Source organism: Blautia sp. NSJ-175, from assembly GCF_022867815.1.
In the GTDB taxonomy this organism is placed as follows: Bacteria; Bacillota; Clostridia; order Lachnospirales; family Lachnospiraceae; genus Blautia; species Blautia celeris.
In genome coordinates this window covers 216995-235678 of record NZ_JALIFQ010000001.1, presented here as the reverse complement: position 1 = coordinate 235678, position 18684 = coordinate 216995, and the positions used below count along the sequence as shown (strand labels likewise).

Here is an 18684-nt window from a genome sequence, read left to right as displayed (position 1 = left end):
GTCTGTAAATGCAAAAATCGCTCAAATAGACATCAACATTATATTTATTATAGAGTGCATTTCCATGGACCAAAAACACACTTATAGATCAGACCATTAAAAACCTGGACTTTATCCTTTCGTTTGTATATATTTTCAAAAATATGATCCTTGCATTACAGGTCCAATACTTCTCTCTTCTGAAGTATTGGACCTGTTTTTACTCCTTTTATTTGATCACATTGATCACCGTACTGTTATGAGACACCTTATCAAAGTGTGTTTTGTGATTCTCAAAGGTCACGTTTCCATCTGCAGGCCTTAGATCCGCTGATACATCTGCTTGGATCTTCATGAACCCATTGATCATTTCCACATCTTTTTTCACGACAGATACATTTTCACTTCCTGCCACAGCATCTGTAAGGACATAACGCATGACTGGGGTATCTTCCATGATCTTGTACTCCCCAGCTGGGATACCGGTTATCGTTGTACTCAGTGTCACATACCCGCCTGTCTGATGCTCTCTCACATAATCTTCCGTAAATTCTACTACCCGGTGATAAGAATGCTCTTTTCCCTCTATATCCACCCCATTCACTGAGAAAAGAAAAGTCGGGTTTCCATGTGCCCAGGTGATCTCATCCACCTGGATTTTCTTATGGATGGTCAATGTTCTCTCCGGATGATTGACTGCCTCCAGGTTCAAAGTCACGGTTCCTTTCTCCGTGATCTCGATCTCCTTTTCCCAGGGACACTGATAACCCTCGGGCAGCTTTGTTTCTATGACTTTAAATTTTCCCTCATTGCTGTCAGTCCGTTCGACCGGTTTTTCCGTGACATACCGTTTGGCGGCTGCGTCATATTTTAAGGTTCGGTACGCTGTTTTCTTATAGGCCTTTACGGTCTTATCCCATTCCCGCACCTGGAACTCTGCCCCTTCCAGGATCTCTCCTGTATCCGCGTCCGTTTTCTTGACCACGATATCTGCCTTCGGGGTCACTGGGGTATCTTTGAATATGGCTCCATCCGGGACTCCGTCCCACTCAAATCCATCTACAGTCAGCTTCACTTCCCGTCCTCCATGTTTTACATAGTTCTCCTTGTCTGCATTGTTGTAGATGACATATTCCGGGTGATAATCCTTTGGCGGCTTATCCTCTTTGACCAGGAACCACCCGTCCTTTGTCTTCGTATAGTCGATCCCTGTATAGGAATATTTTCCGCCGCCTTTATCTGTGAATATCCCCAGCTTCTTGCTATAAACGCTTCCGTCATAAGCCCACAAGGAAAAAACTGCCCCCGTAAGGCCCGCCCCGGTCTCTGCGTCCTTTTTCTGGATGTTCAGGGTAAATGTCTTCTTCGGTACCTTTTTGTCAAAGGATGCTGTCTTTGTGAAGCTCCCCCCTGCGGTGGTATACGTCCAGAGGACACAGTCCTGGTATTCACTGCCCGATGGTGCTGTGTAGATGCCTCCGCCCCACCACTTGGGTGCCGTTGCTTTTACTGTAGTGCTCACGGTCTTGCCGGTCAGCTGCCAGGACTTGTACTGTGCAGTTTTAATGAACAACCGGAAATCCGAATACGTCTTCGTATCCTTTTTCTGTACGTTCACCCCGTTTGTCGTTGTCACATTGAAACCGGTAATCTGTTCTTTCATGTCCAGGTCATAAGCCGTCTTAAAGGTTGGTGTGGAATATCCGGTCGCATAGCCATCCGTCACAGCCGCAAAGTCAGACGGTGTGGTGACACGAAATGCCGCCTGTGCACTGGCATCAAACCAGCCATCCCCGGTAAAGCTTGCATAGTTTCCTCCGTCATTCGCATCATTCACCAATAGATTGATCCTGTCCTTTGCCAGCGCCTTTTCGTCTGCAGTAGCGCCTGCCGCGTCATCGATCTGCCCAAAGGCACTGGACAGAGTAAATTCCCCGTTCAGCACATGGACCGCTACCTGGGTGACAAAATAATCTAACTGCCAGTCCCCTGTCCTGTACTTCGGATACCGGCAGGGCTGTTCCCAGAACATGGCTCCATAGTACAGGCAGTAGGCGATCTTTCTGCTGGTCCATCCCCCCTGATAAGTCATGTGCTGGCCGGTAGGACTGGACTTATTGAAGTTCAGGCAGTAGACATAGCGCCATTTCCCGTCCGCGTCCGGTGTCTCATTATCATGGTCGATATACTTGATCCCCATGGCGAGCTGCGGATCATAAGAGGTTCCCAGGCCTACATCCGTATAGAACTTATCATACCGTACACTGTTGACCTGCTGGCTGCTCCCGTTATCCACGGACCTCTGGTACCTGCCAAGGTCTGACTGGATCGCAAAGCAGGCTCCCTCCGGACCGGCGATCTGTTCCAGTACAGCTTTTTTCTCTGTTTCTTTCTCCTCCCGGCTTTTTTCCTCCGGACCGGTTTCACCCAGCTCCTCTTCCGGCGTTCCCTGGACAGTCTGCTCTTCTTTCGTCTGTTCCGTATTTTCTTCCTGTCTCTCTTTCTGTCCTTTTCCTTCTGTCTCTTCTGTTTCTGAAGGCTCCTCCGTGTCTGTATCCGGTACTTCTGTCCTTTTGTCGTCACCCTCTGTCTCTTCTTTCTTTTCTGCCTCATCTGTCCCCGTTTTTTCTTCCTCAGCTGCAGTATCTGCAGGTTCGTTACCGGTTTTCTCCATGGCAGATACCGGCAGGCCTGAAACCGTGACAGACAGGCATAAGCATAGAACGATCAGCACCCTCCTAAGTCTTTTCATACTCTTTTCCCTCCTTTCGGCAGACCTGCCCAAACAGACCTGCCAGAAAAAAAACGGCCGCTGCCATCATTGCCGCCGCCTTCCCTTCCTTTTTCTGCAGGAACACGGTCACATATCCCAGATATGGAATGGAGCAGACTTCCTTTCCCAGGAAATTTCCCCTGCTCACAGCCGCCAGGTCCTCTGCCCCGTTTGCATCCCCCTTTGTCCGGAGCTTCCCTGCCTCTGTCCGGATGGCCCGATGCAGCACACAGCTCCCGTCCATACGTGCAAATGCGATGATATCCCCATCCTCCACCTCATCAAACACAGCTGCCCGGTCAATATAGCACAGGCTCCCGGTCCGGATGACCGGTTCCATGCTCCCGCTCAGGACGGTATATGGGGTTATCTGGAACAGACGGGGCATCCAGAAGAGCAGGACTGCCAGGACCAGGAGCCCTGCTGTCAGGTGTTCCAGACTCTTTCCTGCCACTCGTAATGCATTCATTAACACTTCTTTCTCCTCTTCTTCCTGATGACGGCAATGACAAGACCACCCGCCCCGGCCAGCGCCAGGATATACGGCACGGCATCCTGCCAGAGGGTATCCCCTGTCTTCACCGGCACCGCATGTTCCGGCTCTTCTGCCGTCTTGAACATCCACTTCACTTTACAGTCATTGAGAGTATAGCGGTTATCCAGCTCCTTCGGCACTGTGATCCGAAAGGCCACATCCTGGCTCTCTCCTTTTTCCAGGCTACACAGCTTGCTGTATCCGTTCAGTTTTTCTGCGTTCAAGGGGCCCTCATAGATCGTCTCTCCTCCAGTGTCGATCTTCAGCCGGATCTTTTCCAGGATGTCCTTTTCCTCCAGGATCTCGGTCCTGAAATAGAAGTCCTGCTTCTTTTCCCCCTTGTTCTTCATGCTGAAGACTCCTTCTTTCTCGTCACCGGGCACAAGCTTTGGCAGGCTGGAAAAGAAATCCTCCGGACTGGCGATCAGTTTTCTGCTCTCCCCCTCATATACGACTGTAAGTTCCAGCGGTTCCCGTTTTTGATAGGCGGTGAGCTCATATCCATCCTCATGGATACATTCCTGGATGACATAGTCCTCCCCCTCTGTCCCCCATGGGTCCTCTTTCCCAAGATCCGGCGTGAAGTTCGCTGCCTGGACAGCATCCACCTTTATGGTGATATCCCAGTCATTCAGGGTATAATAATCCGCCACCCCGTCCGCGTCATACTGGGTATCCCACTCTTTTGGTATGGTGATGGTACGGAAAAGGCTGGCCTCCTCCCCATGCTTCAGGACCTTTGTATAATAGTAATATTCCCCATGCCTGACCCAATCTTTTGAAAAGCCGGAGATATCCTCCAGGGATAAGGGCCGCTCCACTTCTCTTTTTCCTTCTATGGCGATCCCGGCCCGGACATAGCAGTCAATGGCCTTGTTGGTGATCTTTGGTATCTGAGAGAGGACCATGCCGGGCATCATCTGGATATTCCGGTCTTTTTCCGTAAAGGGCACCTCTCTTTCTCCCGTTTCCTTATAAGTCTCCAGTTTGATATCCACCACGGAGGTGGACAGTCTGTTGGTAACAGATGTCTCTGCAGCTGCAAACGCCCAGATCCCGCCTGCGCCTGCTATGGCACACAAAAGGACGCCCAGCGCGATCCCCAGTTTCTTACGTTTCATCTTCTATCCCTCCCAAACTTCCTAATGCGTCAGGCTCTCAAAGGCTTCCCTGAACTGCCCTTCCTCATACCCTTCGGACTGCACGGATTCTGAGTACACGATGATCTGAAAGTCCTTCAGCTCTTCCAGCTGGGCACTGTCCGCGATCTTCACCGCCGTCAGTAAGTCGGCACTGCTTTTCCCGACAGGGAGGATGTGTTTATAGTAGTGATACCCATCCTCCTGTCTCTCTGTCCAATCCGCTTCGTTAAGCTCCAGGGTGGATATGCCTTCTGCGTCCCCGTTTGAGAACAGGATCTGTGTCCGGACAAAACAGGGGACATCCCCCGTGTTCTTCACTCTCACTTTCTTTTCAATGCTGTCCCCCGGTTTCGGGTCCGGTGTTGGAAACTCTTCCTCTGTCTCTATAACGTTCTGGCCAAACGTAAGACGGTTCACCCGGCTGTCCTCTGCAGACAGGTACGCATAGATCCCGGCACTGGCGGCTGCCCCTGCCAGTAAAAGGACTGCCAAAAGGACTGCGAGCTTTTTCTTTTCCATCCTGCATCCCCCTTTCTATAGGACAGGCCCCGTGCAGGGGCCTGTGCGCTTTCATAGGTACTCAATTGAACTGTTCCGTGATGCTGTTCTGATTGCTGTAGACCTTCCATACATCCGCCGGTGAGGTCTTCCCTCCGTTCAGGTCACTGGTCTGGATGGCAAAGACTTCGATGGGCATCTCAAACTGCTGCTCTTCCAGTCCTTGTCCCTCTACCGCATTGACTGATGTGATCTTTGAGAAGATGGGGTTTGTGGATTTCTCTGCTTCCAGGGCAGTGCACGTATTATTCTCCGCAAAGGTATATAAGTATTTATGGGCTGTCACCCCGGAGCCATCCCTCACTTCATAAGTCCCGAGCTTCACCCAGCCCGGATTGGTGGTGTAGGAATACAGATCAGTCAGTGCCGCCGGTTTTCTGGTCCCGTCCGGGTCCACCGCGATGATGTTCTTACACGGCACCTGGACTGTCGCAAAGACAAACTGGTCATTGACACCTGTGTTGGTGATCGTAGGGTCTTTCTTGATCGTTTTATTTGGTGTCATGTCCTCAGCCGGGTCTGGGATCCCATCCTTATCGGTATCCGGATACTTGTCCCACTCCGGTTCTGTCAGATCCACCTCGATCTTCCCTACCGTAAATGTATTGGTCTGTGCATCTGTGTCGGTAAAGTAAGCTATCAGTCCTCCTGTGGTCAAAACTGCGGTAAGTCCCAATACTGCGATGCTGCCTTTGATCATATTTTTCTTCATGTCCTGTTCTCCTTATTCTCTTTCCTGTTTTTTCTTCTTACACCTAAAATTCCTTTTCTACCTGATATTTCTTAATCAAAACGCTCTTAAGGCGTATCCCTGCTGCAATGGCATCCCCTCCTTTACAAAAAAAGCCCGGCGTACCGGACTTTTTCTTCAGACAGATCTCATTTATAGCTGCCCCACACTTCCGAAACCGCAGATACGGCTGTCTCCAAGGGGATACGAACGCTCTGCACAGCTGTCGCTTGTGTTCCCTTCAATGGTGTGCACCATCCCCGCCTCCACATATTCCACGATCCCCACATGGTCGTAGCTGCCATCACTTCCCCAGTCAAAGAACACCAGGTCCCCGGGTTCCGGTACATGGTCACGCGGATGATACTGTCCCCTCTCTGTGAACCACCGGATCCCTTCCTCGCAGGCAGAGAACTTAGGGACAAGCCCTGCCTCCAGATACCCACACTGGTCCGCGCACCAGCTGACAAAGCAGGCGCACCATGGCTGGCGGCTCTCAAATCCATACCAGCTCCAGTAAGGCTGCCCGCCCTGGTTCCCCAGCTGACTTTTGGCCACCTGTACCAGCAGGCCGCCCTCTGCCATGCCGCCTCCACGGTACTGGTAATAGCGCATCACATGCGGCACGTACTGCGGGTCCCCATATCCGGACCAGCCGTGGGATGCGGCCTGTTGCTGGGAAAACACCAGGGCATTGGCTTCGCTGTAGCCGCCAAAGTTACTGACAGCCCAGGTGATATACCCATTTCCGTATAGTGATAGGTAATTCTTTGATATTATCTCCGAATTTTCCCCCACTCTACACCGTACATGAGACTTTCACCTCATACGGCGTGCCATCTACTCCAATGTATCTATTTTTCTGATTGATTAGCCAGTTCATGTAATTCTATACATAACTTCCTTTTTTGTTCTGATAACTGATACTTCTCCATTAGATTGTCAAGTTCTTTTCTATCCCTTTTATGAATTGCTTTATGAAATGGTAGTATCATAATAATAAGATTGTTATATTTGTCTGTTCCACCATATTTCAAGGGAACTTTATGATGACACTCCCAATCCCTCAACGTTAATTCTTCGCCACTGATTGCACATTTTCCATATTGAGAAATAAATTTTGAGATACGATTATCGTTATATTCAATAGAACGATAATCACAATAATATCTCTGTATGTGTATAAGAACTTCCCTGCTCACCGCTTTTAGATTATTGTGTATCAAGGCTCTTCCTTCTTTTGTATATGGACAGATATTTTGATTGAATTGTATCGCATACCTGTGTTTCCATGTGTATATAGGAATGATAATCATATCGTGAGCTTTATACCATTTTGGATTATACCTGCCATAACGTTTTAAAAGTGTTATGGATAAATCTGCTTTACTCGCTGGTCTCCAATCTCTTCTCAGCCTGTTGTATAAAGATTTTGTAAGGTGTTGACTCATATGGGCTAAATCTCTGTTTACGTGCGTGGCTACTTCATAGTAATTATGGATTCCCATTACTACCGTATTATATTTCCACACTGCGTCACGTGATTGTTCCTTTGCAATCCTTTTAATAGATTGTTTTAGTTTATCATGTGCATGTCTGATTGCCTTGTCACTCATGTGACTATAAGCCACATAACCATTTCTTTTTGGTCTTACATACATAGTAAAACCCAGAAATTCACTTCGCTGTTTTCTAAGATTGACTATTTTTGATTTTTCGGGACTGATTTCCAATTTCAATCTTCTTTCAATAAAATCTTGCGTAGCATGATACAATCTCAATGCACTCGGATAATCTCGACAGAAGATTTTAAAGTAAGTAGACCTGAGGAACCTCCCCTCAAGTCTCTCTCAGAACCGTACGTGAACCTCTCAGCTCATACGGCTCCCATCATCCAGCCGCTGGCAGTATCCCAAATTTCCAGTGTGCAAACAGGTTCCTGTCACGCTTTGCTATCTCTCCGAGCCAGTGTTCCGCCTTTCGTCTAGCCTTGCGCTTCTTATACTTCCTCCGCACCCATTTCACCAGACATCCATTGATGTACCTCAGCACATCATATATTTCTGATTTATAGAAATGCGTGTAGTAATTAATCCATCCCTGTATCTGACGGTTGAACATGTTTGCTATATCGTAGAGGTCTTTGTCCGATTTTAATTGCAGTTTCCATCCTCTTACCTCTTTGCGTATGGCTTTCTTTGCTTTCTCACTGATTGCCGGAAGGAAGTTTGTAAAGAACTTCCCGTACCTGTTCTTTGCATCTCTTGGACGGAATGTGTATCCCAGAAAATCAAAGGAAGTATTCTCATGATTCCCTCTCCGGTCATCGTCTTTGCAGTACACTATCCTTGTCTTCTCCTGGTTCAGTTCCAAACCATAACTCTGGAACCTCTGTTCCAACCTTCTCCGCAGGTATTTCGCCTGTTTCTGGGAGACGCAGTGCGCTATCCCATCATCAGCATATCTTGCCCACGGTATCGTCGGAAATTCCTTTACCATGAAATCATCGAACACATAGTGCAGGAACAGGTTCGCCAATACTGGGCTTATCACCCCGCCTTGCGGGGTTCCGGATTTCCTTTCCACAATCGTCCCGTCTTCCATTTGGAACGGTGCCGTCAGCCATCTCTGGATATATAGGATTATCCATTTCTCTTTGGTATGTTTCTTTACCATTTCCATGAGATAATCATGTCTGATGTTATCAAACAGCCCCCGGATATCAAACTCCAATACCCAGTCTTTTCTCCAACATCTTGTCCTTGTGGCTTCAAGCGCCTGTATGGCTGACTTGTTCGGACGGTATCCATAGGAATCTTCATAAAAGATTGGCTCCACGCATGGTTCAAAGTACAGCTTCGCCACCATCTGGGCAATTCTGTCCTCTACTGTCGGAACCCCCAAAATTCTGGTTCCTCCATTCTTCTTTGGTATCGCTACCGCTTTTACAGGTTTGGGAAAATAAGTGCCGGATGACATCCTGTTCCATATTTTGTAGAGGTTGTTATTGAGTTTCCTCTCAAAATCTTCTATGGACTGTTCGTCCACACCATAGGTTCCCTTGTTCGCTTTCACTCTTTGATAAGCCGCTATCACTGCTTTCTTTGAAATACTGTATGGCTTTGCTTCTTGCATAAGTTCCTCCTTCTTTCTAAAGTTGACTTATCCTTAAAGCCGGATAATTCGGGTTCTTTGCTCCATTCCCGTTACAGAAACTTCCACGCTACTATAACCCAATCTGCCCCCATGACTGCATCGGTACTCTTATCTTACGGTTCTTCCGCTTGATATACTCCCTTAACATCAGCCCGTGGGTTCCCACGTTCCGTACAGATGCCTGTGTAAAGTTCATGCCGCCTTTATGCCGCCCACCGCCTGGACAGTAAACAGGTTTCCTCCAGGCTTATCCCAGGTTAACGACTACCCCCTGGTTTTGATGGAATCTCTACGCTTTCGACATTTCCGTAAGCGGTTTATATGTTCATTCATCTCCTTCACACCCACCTGACAGTTATATCTGCCTTTTCCCTAACGCTCAATACCATAGCTTTTGACTACAGCACCTTAGGGTGGTTTGGAACCTCCACCTGTATAGCGGTTCCGGCGGGCCCTCCGCCATCATCTGTACAGCATAGCTGTCTTCAAGTAGCTACGCTACTTGGACTCGCCTTCGTGGCGCACAATCATCGGCATAACGAACCATATAGCAATGTTTTAGATTCTTCCTTTGTCTCATCAAGGCTCTTCTTGCACCCTTATGTGTTGTATATTCTCTTATAGTTTTGATTGTTTCCCACTGATTGCTAATCCACCAGTCAAGTTCATTCAACACAATATTTGCCAATAACGGACTTAATATACCGCCTTGCGGTGTTCCTTTTATCGGCTTACCCTCTCCGATAATTTCTGCTTTTAATAAAGTGGAAATTATGGAAAGCAGTTTCTTTTCTCGTATTCCCATTGTCCACATTTGTTTTAGCAATTTTCCATGATTTACATTATCAAAAAATCCTTTAATGTCCATATCAACACAATAATGGTATCCGTTCCCTTTATTATTCATAAAATGATTTGCTCTTGCTATTGCATGATGAGCACTTCTGTTTGGTCGGAATCCGTAACTGTGTGGATGAAATTTTGCTTCACATATAGGTTCTAAAATCTGAAGAATACATTGTTGGAATAACCTGTCCCATATAGCGGGAATGCCTAACGGTCGTTTCCGTCCATCAGGTTTAGGGATATACACTCTTCGGACTTTTTCAGGTTCATACCATTTGAACATTTCCCGTATTTTTGTTACAACTTCCTCAACTGTCAAATCTTCGATGTCAGCTATTGTTTTTCCATCAACACCAGCAGTATGACTGCCCATGTTCTTCTTTATATTCCGATAGGCTAATCGGATATTTTCTTCACTTTCCATAAGCTTTGTCAGCTTATAAAAGTTATTTCCATTCTTGCTTTGCATATATAATTGGTCTAATTTAGACTGCATATCATAATACTCAGCGTACCTTAGTTTGTTTGTCTTTTTAATAAGTTGGCTCCTCCTTAATTGAGGTTTGCCCTTTTTAGTCTCACCAGAACCTTATTCTAACAACTTACTAAGAAGAATGAATGATACATCTTTCATAGACTAGTGACCGTCCCTCCACGTTTGTTAGACGCTTCATCAGTACCATGTCACCGCTTTCACTGCCATAAATAAAGTTATACTTCTGCTATTTTCACAAAAGATTTCCTTTCAACCACTTCATAGAAGATATTTTCTCCATGTTGGCAGCTTCCAACGTTCCATTACTTTTATCTTTACATATACTTTTAGGATTCTCCTTTGAGCCTGTCAGCTTGTTACTGCCTTTAACAATAAACGGATTTTCATAACAACTAATCTTACTCGTCCGCACTGACACCACGCACGTGGCATACACATTTCTGTGCATTAGGGTTATAGACCCGTACATTCGGAGATTCGTCAGGTTCGTCTCGCCAATAGTTTTGCGAACCCATTCTATCCATGAGTATTTTATAGACTCCCGGTCTATGGGTGACACCGCCCACCTCTGAGCAGATTTCGTAGCATTTGATAATGCTTTACGGTCACTTTCAACCGACTTCACCGAGCTTCATACGGTTCATGTTAATATCAACTTTTCCCGCATGTCGGAGTATTAGAGGAAACCCTTTGTGGCGTTACCCACTCATTTGATTTCTCAAAGTAATAGTTCTAAACAGCACTTGCTGTCTGCCTAGCCTTTTCAGCTAGGAACGTTTCACACAGTTATAGCCCTGCCACGCCAGGCTCAGCCGGTCCATGTCCATAGGACTCTCACAGGCAGCCTCCTGCAGGCAGGAAGCAAAATACTGGATGCCCACCTGGATGGAATATTCCGGCTCTGTGATGGCTCCCGGGGAATTCGGGAATCGTGTGTTAAAGGGACACTCGGAACTCTGCATGGGGTCTGTCCCCTGTCCGCCGCTCTCCTGCATCATCATGGCCTGTATGGCTGTGACGAACTGGGGGATGCCGTACTGCCGGGCATATTGTGTGATGACAGGTGTGTAGGCGATGATCTCCTGACTTACGGTCTGTCCATTCCCCTCCGGGTCATTTCCTGCAGATGTCAGAAAAAAGCCTCCGAACAGAGCAATGAACAGAATGATAAGGACAGCGGTACTACAGGCAGGCCACAGCAGGCCGCCCAGGGCCTTTGTTCCTTCTGCCAGCGCCTTGGCTGATGCCGCAGTCTTCCGAAGCCCAGCAGCTATGCCCTTTGAGATGGTAAGGGTATTTTTTCCTGCTGTCTGTACCCCCTTCCGGACGGCAGCCTGATAGGACTGCACGGCCCAGGCCTTCTGCCTGAAAGCGGCATGGTCCGGCAGCGCCCAGGCTGATGCCTGGATGCCTTCCCTGATCTCGCCCGTCTTCACTGTCCTGCCGCCTCCCCAGATATGTTTAAAGGAAGGCCGGTTCCAGTTCCCCGCCGCATGGGCAGGTTCCTTGATATCTCTTCCCGTCTGTTCCTTTGTACGGACCCAGCTGTCCCTTTTGGCAACGACATCCTGCCGTTTTAGGGACGACTCTTCCCTCATACCTGACAGCCTGCTGTCTCTGTATCCATTCTTTCCATCCCCTGTTTTTCCAAAAAGGATCTTTTCCCTTCCCTCTTTTCCGGTCTCTGCGTCCTGATCAAGCAGGAGACCGGTCTCATCTCCTTTGTTCCAGCCTTTTGTTCCCTCCGCTTCATCCCACTGTCTGATCTTTCGGGCGGACTCCGTCCTTTCCTGTATCCTGTTACGTCCTGCTGACTGCCTCTGTCTGAGATCTGTATCCGACCCCTGTTCGTCATGTCCGCTACTCCTAGCTGGGCTCGACCTCTCCCATCCTGCCTGCTCTCTTTCAAATGGTATATCCGAAGAAGCATCTGTCCCTGTTTCCTTTGGTAAAAATTCATTATTTTTTTCATCTGTCCCATCCGTACTGGTATCCGTTTTCTCCTCCCTTCTCTCCTTCATATCCCGGACTTTTTTCCAGGTCAGAGAAACGGCCGCCATGCCCCTTCTGGCTCCTTCTCGGACAGCGGTTTCCGTACCTCTTTCCACTTCCCTTTCCATTTGATCCGTGGCATATCCCGAAGGGGAGGATTCCCTGCCGGAGACCTCCTCCGCCATCTGTTCTTTTGTGCGTACATACCCCTCTTTTGCATGATGGGTGGCTGCCTGCAGGCGGTCGATGGTCCGGACATCCTTTACTTTTTCTCTGGTCCTTATATCCGCCATGCTCCTCTCCTTCTCTCTATCGTCCCTGTTTCTCCCGCAGCTCTGCCAAAGTCCTGTCTCCCCGGAAATATTCTGGATACCGGATACGGACAGCCTCCATAAAATAAGGAGAATAGCTGCAGTCAAACAGCCCATAAGGTGTTGACATACGCTCCGCTCCTTCCTCTATATACCCGTTCCAGAGATTATAAGCCAGACGGCAGAGGCGCCGGCTCCCGCTGGTCTGCCATCCCTGTTCCATGCCTTCAAACCGGATGCAGTCCTCGTCAAGATCAAACAGGGACTCCACATTCTCTCTTGTCTCTGCTGCGATCCCCAGGCAATAAAAAAATGCCTGATGATAACAATCCCGGTTCCCGCATCTCTTAAGCATCTGCTCATAAAATGCCTCATGCTCCCTGCTTGCAAATCGTATCTTTTCCATGTGTTCCTCCTTTCACGAAAAAGAACAGGCCCCTCAAGCCTGCTCTACTCTCTCGTCATTTCCTTAGTCTCCCGTTTGTCCGGGGTTTCTTTTTCCCGTTTTATCTCTCTGAGGGTCCCTTTTACAGAATCCCTGCCTCCCTCCGGTCTCCCCAGATGCTCTTTGAATGTGCAGAGTTTATCCAGTGCCTGCCCTGTCTTTTTCTCCATGGCAGAGAACTTTTCCTCGATCCCCTTCAGCGTCCGTTCCGCACCGGTCATCCGTCCCTTATCTTCCGATGTTATAGGCTGCAGGAGCTCCTCATGTCTTACAGCCCTTCCTATATTTTTCAGATGGGTCCTGGCAAAGGTAAATTCCTTCTTTATGAGCTGTAACCGTTCTCCGGCCTGCCTCGTCCCTTCCACTGACCGTTCCAGTCGGATCTGCAGACGTTTGAGTGCAATGGGTATCCGCGTCAGGTCAATGGCCTGGGCTATCAAGAGAGTCCCTGTATCTTTTGCGTGCTCTACTGCTCTCTCGATGCTGGCTAATATCCGGCCTTTGATGGCCACCGCCTGCTCCTTTCCCTCCTCCACATAGGACTCTGTCTGCCGGATCAGTGACAGGGCCTTTCCTTTCACACTTCCGTTTTTGACTTTGGATAGTTCTCCCTTTACCTCCTGCAGCTCCCTTGTCACTGCCTCATACTGCTTTTCCATGTTTTCCAGGACGAGCAGGAGCTGTTCGATCTCCTGCCCTTCTTTTGACAGACCTCCCTGTCTGCACATCTCAAAGAATTCCTTCAGATGCCCATTTTCCCCGATCGGTACCTGCAGCATAGTGTCCATCTTCCTCATCCTCCCTTTCTGTCAGCTCTCACTCTCTCCTGTCTTTTTTCATTTGTCGATCTTCTTTCTTTTGACCTTTAGTCCTCCCTTGGGCTTGTGCTCATCAGTCCATACAGGCTGCTGTCCTTTGGGAAGTCACTCACGAACGGGATCAGGGAATGCCCTACCCGCAGAAGGCCGTTCCCGGCCTGTGCGTTCGTCACAAAAGCCAGCTGCTGTTCTGAGATATGCAAAAGCTTTGCCAGTTCCTTCCTGTCCGGTTCGGACTGGTTGAACATGACGATGAACTCTGAGTTTGACAGCATGGTCCTGGTCTTTACAGAGTCCAGGATATATTCCACGTTCTGGGTCATACTGGTCAGCCAGGCATCACGCTTCCGGAACCGCCTGTAAGCACTGTCGAAGAAATTCGCGCTGTACTCCTGCTGCAGGAGGGTGTGGAACTCGTCCAGGAAGATGTGGGTCCGGATGCCCTGCTCCCAGTTGACGGTCACCCGGTTGATCATATGGTCCGTGATGACCAGCTGGCCCAGTTCTTTCAATTCTTCCCCCATATCCCTGGTATTGAAGGAGATGATGCGGTTCTTCAGATTGATGTTCGTCGGCTGGGAAAAGATGTTCAAAGACCCTTCTGTGAACAGCTCCAGCATCAGGGCAAGGTCCCTTGCCTGCTGTTCCGGCTGCTGGAGCAGGATCTTGCGCAGCTCTGGCAGAGACGGAAGGATGCCGTATTTTTCCTTCTGCTTATATACCTGTTCCACACAGCGATCTAAGATGCTCTTTTCCCTGGGCCCCACATGCTCACCTTTGCTGATCCTTTCATACAGAGACAGGATGAACTGGGATTTGTCGATGACCGGGTTCTTTTCCCCGTACCCTGCCACCATGTCCATGGCGTTCAGATTCACGGAGCTTCCCGCAGCGATGGGCAGGCTCACGCCTCCAAGTGCTTCTACCAGGGCCTCATACTCCCCTTCCGGGTCATAGATGAGGATCTGGTCTTTTGTTGTGGCCAGCACCACCAGGATGATGAACAGTTTTGCCCGGAAGGACTTTCCGCTCCCCGGTACGCCCAGGATAAAGCAGGAAGGGTTCATCAGTTTCCCCCGGTCCAAAAGGATCAGGTTGTGGGACATGGGGTTGACACCGCAGTAAAGGCCCCGCTCCTGCATGATCTCCTGGGTATTGAACGGCATGAAGACAGCCAGGCTCTCTGTGTTCAGGGTCCGCAGGGCGTGGATCTTCCGTATCCCGTAAGGGAGCACTGTATTAAGCCCCTCTATCTGCTGTTCCCGAAGTATCGCGAACTGGCACATATTTGTCCGGCCCAGTGCCAGGATGGACTCAGTGTCTCTTTCTAACTCTTCCCTGGTATCGGCGGTCAGCACAAGGGTCAGGACCCCGAAGAACATCCGCTGATCCCGGACGGTCAGGTCGTTCAAAAAATCCTTGGATTCCTTCCTCTGCAGCTCCATGTCGTAGGGGATGATGGCGGAAAAGTTATTGCTGGCGTTCTGCCTGCGCTGCCAGTTGGTGATATTGGTCTCCACCCCTAAGAGCCGGTTCTCCACCTCCTTCACCGCCTCGTCCGTGGGCACACTGATGATGTCCATGCTCATCATCAGGTTCCTGCTCACCTCTGACAGCTTGTTCATCAGCTCGTCCTTGATATAGTTGGCATAGTCCCTTAAAAACAGCACCCTTCCATAGCGTGCGCCCAGTTTGAAGTAGTCGCTCCCATGCTCAAAGGATTCCGGGCAGATGCAGTCCTTGAAGCTCTGGCCTCTTTTCATGGCTGTCCTCATATCAAAGGAAAAATCCTCCTTCTCCCCGGCCCGGTAGAAATCATACAAGATCCGGAGACGCTCCGCCGCATCCAGAGGGAGGCACTGGGATCCCAGCTGTGCAAACCTGCCCGCCAGGTCTGTGCCCGTCCTGGCAAAATAGTTCCGTGCCTCCTGGATGTCCTTCCGGCAGACAGAGATAGTGATATATTTTTCCTGTACGACTCCATTTGCGCCCCGCACCTTGTCAGATAAGATCTGGTTCATCTCCTCCCGGTATCCATCCAGCGCGTCCCCACGCATGGGGAGCAGGATGCGTTTAGCAAACTCCTTATGGTTTATCCTGCGGTTAAAGACCGTGAGCTTCGCCGCGGCGCCGCAGTCCAGGGAGTTTAAGATATCCGACCAGGCAAAGAACATGGACTTCTTATCCTCTTTTCCTGCCACCGCATAGTTGATATCCGTGAACCGGTACATCATAGTGTATTTCCTGCCGCACAGGAAGATCCCATCCGGCCAGATCCGTTCTGCGGGTATCAGATGCTGGACACTCCGGGGTATCCGGAAGCGCTCTTTTTCCTGCAGGACTGCCTGCCTAAGCGTCTTGATCATGTTTCTTCCTCTCCTCCTTTTCTTTTGCCTTCCGCATGGGCTTCAGTGCTTCATAGTATAGATTTTCGGAACGGAACACCAGGATCTTGGGGGTCAAAAGTTCTGACTTTATAAAGGCCCAGAGGAACTGTTCCGCTGTCATCCCGTTGTATCGGAAGAACCCTAAGAACACAAAGGGCAGAGCCCCCAGGATGCAGATCCAGCTCACCGCTTCATCTGATAGATACTGCTTTGCAAAAAAGTATAGACTGATCGCTGCCCCGCAGGCCAGGACAGAAAAAAAGAACTGCCGCATGGACAGTCCAAAAAACATGTTCTCTGTGTATTCCCGTATCTCCTTATTGATCTTTACTTCCACTGTTCTTCTCCTATCCTATTTTTTCAATACCGTCCTGATACAGTTGCGCCGGTCTCTGCCTTCCTTTATACTAAAAGAAAAAACACATCTGATTGGAGGGGATCTTATGATGTACGCACTTGTGTCTCTTGGTATCACCTGTTTGATGTTACTGCTTTCCATTGCTTTTAAAGCCGCCGGAAAACTGCGCCTGACCATTCCCCTGCTCTATTTCCTCGCGATCTCTACGGTCCTGAACCGCTGGGCCTCCGCCCATGAGATGCTGGCACTGGGGATCTTAGGCCTGCTCGTTCTGATCACCATCCTCAGCTGGTTTTCCTCCCTTGCCGAAGCCATAAAGGACAGACGGCGCGCCCGGGCCATGGAAGAAGATATCGCCTGGCAGATCGGCAGGGCCAGACAGATGGGTGTCAGCATGTCGGATGTTTACATTGACGGCAATGGTGATATGCGCTATTGCGATGATGACACGCCTGTTATCTGACAGCAAACTTAAATTTCTACATAGAAAAAAGGCAGGAGACCTGCTTCTATCTTTTACAAAACCATAGTTCTGATCCTATATGGTGAAGATGCGAAACACCAGATGACCGGGCGTTATCTGGTGTTCTCTTCATTTTTTTCTTGTAATAGTTCTCTCATATAACCTTTTATGTCTCAATTCCTTTTAATCTTTCCGGGTCTTCAAGATAAATAGATACCTCTCCGCATTCCCGGCAGACCGCCCCCTTGGTTTTCCCATGCGTCCTCCTTTGAAATGAGCATAAGTTCTCCACATGTTTCTGATTTTGATATGCTCCCTATTGGCTTCGCTGCCTTTTCATTACTGTAGTATCAATGTAAAGGCATTATCTCCGGCCTTTTTTTAACCTATCGAACTCGATAGGTTTAAAACCCGGATCGCAGCGTGTGGATTCCGCACATTACCTTTTGGCAGCGATCCATATCCATCCATTACGTTTTTCATCATTCCCACTTTTTTATCCGCTGACAGGATATCCGGTAACTTCTGATATCCAGAACCAGATCTCTCTACAGTCCCATCATCTCCCGCACGACCCGGTCTGACATCTTGATGGCACCCACGAGCACCAGCATGTCAAAGATCAATTCCCCCACATACGACCACACCTGTGTCACTGCAGCCGCATCACTGTCCACCACCGGCGGGCTCTCCACAAAGATGGAAAAGATGATGCATCCCAGCACGATGACTGCCCCTTCCAGACATACGGCTGCGTACCCTTTTAAGAAGCTCTTCCCCACGTTCTGGGACGGCTCCCCGGCAAAGGCGGCAAGAGGGACCGGCCCGATGGCTGTGTACATATAGAGCCGGAAGAACCTGCCGTATACGCTCAAGATCATGATGAACGATAAGACCGTGATGAACAGGCTCCCTAAGAGTGTCACCGCCCACAAAGGGATCTTATCTAAGAAACCGCAGTCCTCCACCGCCTCCACGATGCTGTCCGGGAGCAGTGTCTCCGATGGGTCTGAAAATCCCGCAGAGGCCATGATGGAGCCTGCGATCCCCTGGGTGATCCGGAACAGGGCCGTCATAAGCTCCATGCCGTAGGTCACGGCCCCTTTTGCCAGGGCGAAACGGATGAAGAGCTTCAGTGCATGCTCTGGTTTCTTGACCTCCGCAAAGCTCCCGCAGGTCTTGACAACACCTACAACAAAGAACAGGACCAGCAGCGCATAGCCTATGGCCTGCAGTGCCCCGTGTATGTCACGTATGACCGTCCAGATCCTCCCGCCCCGGAATTCCTCCGGTGTCTGGGTGATGATGGTCCAGATCTCCGCCAGCTTATGGTTCCAGGTGTTCAGGGCGTTCTGCAGGTTCTGGACGATCCAGCTGTCTGTTTCCATCCCTCCGCCTCCTTTCCTCTCTTCTTGTCATCCCCTTACCCGGTGATCAGCTCCAGGATCTCTTTGGTAAAGGTGATGATGACACCGCCTGCCATTGTTAAGAACCCGTTCGCCCTCTGGGACGGGTCATGGGACTTTAAGGCCAGCCCGATCTGCATGATACCGAGTCCCAGAAGGATCATCCCGATGGCACGGATGAGTCCGAAGATGAAATCACTCAAATTGTTCACTACCTGTAACGGGTCATTGGATGCCAGCACCGGCACAGCTCCCGGGATGACGCTCAGCATCACTGCCGCAAAGAAAA

16 protein-coding genes and 1 pseudogene are annotated in these 18684 nt (G+C 49.3%); 1 reads left to right on the top strand and 16 read right to left on the bottom strand.

Translation table 11 applies throughout. From position 1 onward, the window contains the following. Nucleotides 1–208: 208 nt before the first annotated feature. The 14 genes and pseudogenes from MUB35_RS01140 to MUB35_RS01075 all read right to left on the bottom strand — a co-directional run bounded on the left by MUB35_RS01140 (nucleotide 209) and on the right by MUB35_RS01075 (nucleotide 16505). Nucleotides 209–2731 carry a thioester domain-containing protein gene (locus tag MUB35_RS01140; protein WP_118593879.1) on the bottom strand — a complete coding sequence of 841 codons (2523 nt, stop codon included), beginning with the start codon at nucleotides 2729–2731 and terminating at the stop codon, nucleotides 209–211. Beyond that, nucleotides 2718–3221, bottom strand: coding sequence for a signal peptidase I (locus tag MUB35_RS01135; RefSeq protein WP_103731923.1), 504 nt, complete (start codon nucleotides 3219–3221; stop codon nucleotides 2718–2720). The genes MUB35_RS01140 and MUB35_RS01135 overlap by 14 nt, the downstream gene beginning before the upstream one ends. Further along, nucleotides 3221–4408, bottom strand: a complete 1188-nt coding sequence (locus MUB35_RS01130) for a hypothetical protein (protein WP_103731924.1) — start codon at nucleotides 4406–4408, stop codon at nucleotides 3221–3223. The genes MUB35_RS01135 and MUB35_RS01130 overlap by 1 nt, the downstream gene beginning before the upstream one ends. A 21-nt stretch (nucleotides 4409–4429) precedes the next feature. Next, nucleotides 4430–4948, bottom strand: coding sequence for a hypothetical protein (locus tag MUB35_RS01125; protein WP_103731925.1), 519 nt, complete (start codon nucleotides 4946–4948; stop codon nucleotides 4430–4432). 61 nt (nucleotides 4949–5009) lie between these two features. Continuing rightward, complete coding sequence (locus MUB35_RS01120; protein WP_103731926.1) at nucleotides 5010–5699, bottom strand: SipW-dependent-type signal peptide-containing protein; 690 nt, start codon at nucleotides 5697–5699, stop codon at nucleotides 5010–5012. 171 nt (nucleotides 5700–5870) lie between these two features. Then, the gene (locus MUB35_RS01115; RefSeq protein WP_103731927.1) at nucleotides 5871–6515 is read right to left on the bottom strand and encodes a CHAP domain-containing protein; all 645 of its coding nucleotides are present in this window, start codon (nucleotides 6513–6515) and stop codon (nucleotides 5871–5873) included. Nucleotides 6516–6571: 56 nt separating this feature from the next. After that, nucleotides 6572–7450, bottom strand: coding sequence for a group II intron reverse transcriptase (locus MUB35_RS01110; RefSeq protein WP_054350540.1), 879 nt, complete (start codon nucleotides 7448–7450; stop codon nucleotides 6572–6574). 157 nt (nucleotides 7451–7607) lie between these two features. Further along, a complete protein-coding gene (gene ltrA, locus MUB35_RS01105) occupies nucleotides 7608–8852 on the bottom strand; it encodes a group II intron reverse transcriptase/maturase (protein ID WP_103731928.1) in 1245 nt (414 codons plus the stop codon). 547 nt (nucleotides 8853–9399) lie between these two features. Continuing rightward, nucleotides 9400–10257: pseudogene (locus MUB35_RS01100) on the bottom strand (reverse transcriptase domain-containing protein); the annotation flags it as partial. 725 nt (nucleotides 10258–10982) lie between these two features. After that, complete coding sequence (locus MUB35_RS01095; RefSeq protein WP_054350537.1) at nucleotides 10983–12500, bottom strand: lysozyme family protein; 1518 nt, start codon at nucleotides 12498–12500, stop codon at nucleotides 10983–10985. A gap of 16 nt (nucleotides 12501–12516) precedes the next feature. Then, nucleotides 12517–12924 (bottom strand): DUF6075 family protein, encoded by a 408-nt coding sequence (locus MUB35_RS01090; RefSeq protein ID WP_103731930.1) that lies wholly within the window; start codon nucleotides 12922–12924, stop codon nucleotides 12517–12519. Nucleotides 12925–12968: 44 nt separating this feature from the next. Next, complete coding sequence (locus tag MUB35_RS01085) at nucleotides 12969–13751, bottom strand: DUF6674 family protein (protein ID WP_103731931.1); 783 nt, start codon at nucleotides 13749–13751, stop codon at nucleotides 12969–12971. A gap of 77 nt (nucleotides 13752–13828) precedes the next feature. After that, a complete protein-coding gene (locus MUB35_RS01080) occupies nucleotides 13829–16147 on the bottom strand; it encodes a VirB4-like conjugal transfer ATPase, CD1110 family (RefSeq protein WP_103731932.1) in 2319 nt (772 codons plus the stop codon). Then, nucleotides 16131–16505 carry a PrgI family protein gene (locus MUB35_RS01075; protein ID WP_054350535.1) on the bottom strand — a complete coding sequence of 125 codons (375 nt, stop codon included), beginning with the start codon at nucleotides 16503–16505 and terminating at the stop codon, nucleotides 16131–16133. The genes MUB35_RS01080 and MUB35_RS01075 overlap by 17 nt, the downstream gene beginning before the upstream one ends. Nucleotides 16506–16611: 106 nt before the next feature. On the opposite strand from MUB35_RS01075, the gene MUB35_RS01070 reads away from it, so the two are divergent. Beyond that, complete coding sequence (locus tag MUB35_RS01070; RefSeq protein ID WP_054350534.1) at nucleotides 16612–16989, top strand: hypothetical protein; 378 nt, start codon at nucleotides 16612–16614, stop codon at nucleotides 16987–16989. Between the two features lie 548 nt (nucleotides 16990–17537). Here MUB35_RS01070 and MUB35_RS01065 read toward each other — a convergent pair. Together MUB35_RS01065 and MUB35_RS01060 are read right to left on the bottom strand one after the other, a co-directional pair. Continuing rightward, nucleotides 17538–18377 carry a hypothetical protein gene (locus MUB35_RS01065; protein ID WP_103732274.1) on the bottom strand — a complete coding sequence of 280 codons (840 nt, stop codon included), beginning with the start codon at nucleotides 18375–18377 and terminating at the stop codon, nucleotides 17538–17540. A gap of 35 nt (nucleotides 18378–18412) precedes the next feature. Further along, nucleotides 18413–18667, bottom strand: a complete 255-nt coding sequence (locus MUB35_RS01060) for a glutamyl-tRNA amidotransferase (RefSeq protein ID WP_103732282.1) — start codon at nucleotides 18665–18667, stop codon at nucleotides 18413–18415. Between the last annotated feature and the right edge of the window lie 17 nt (nucleotides 18668–18684).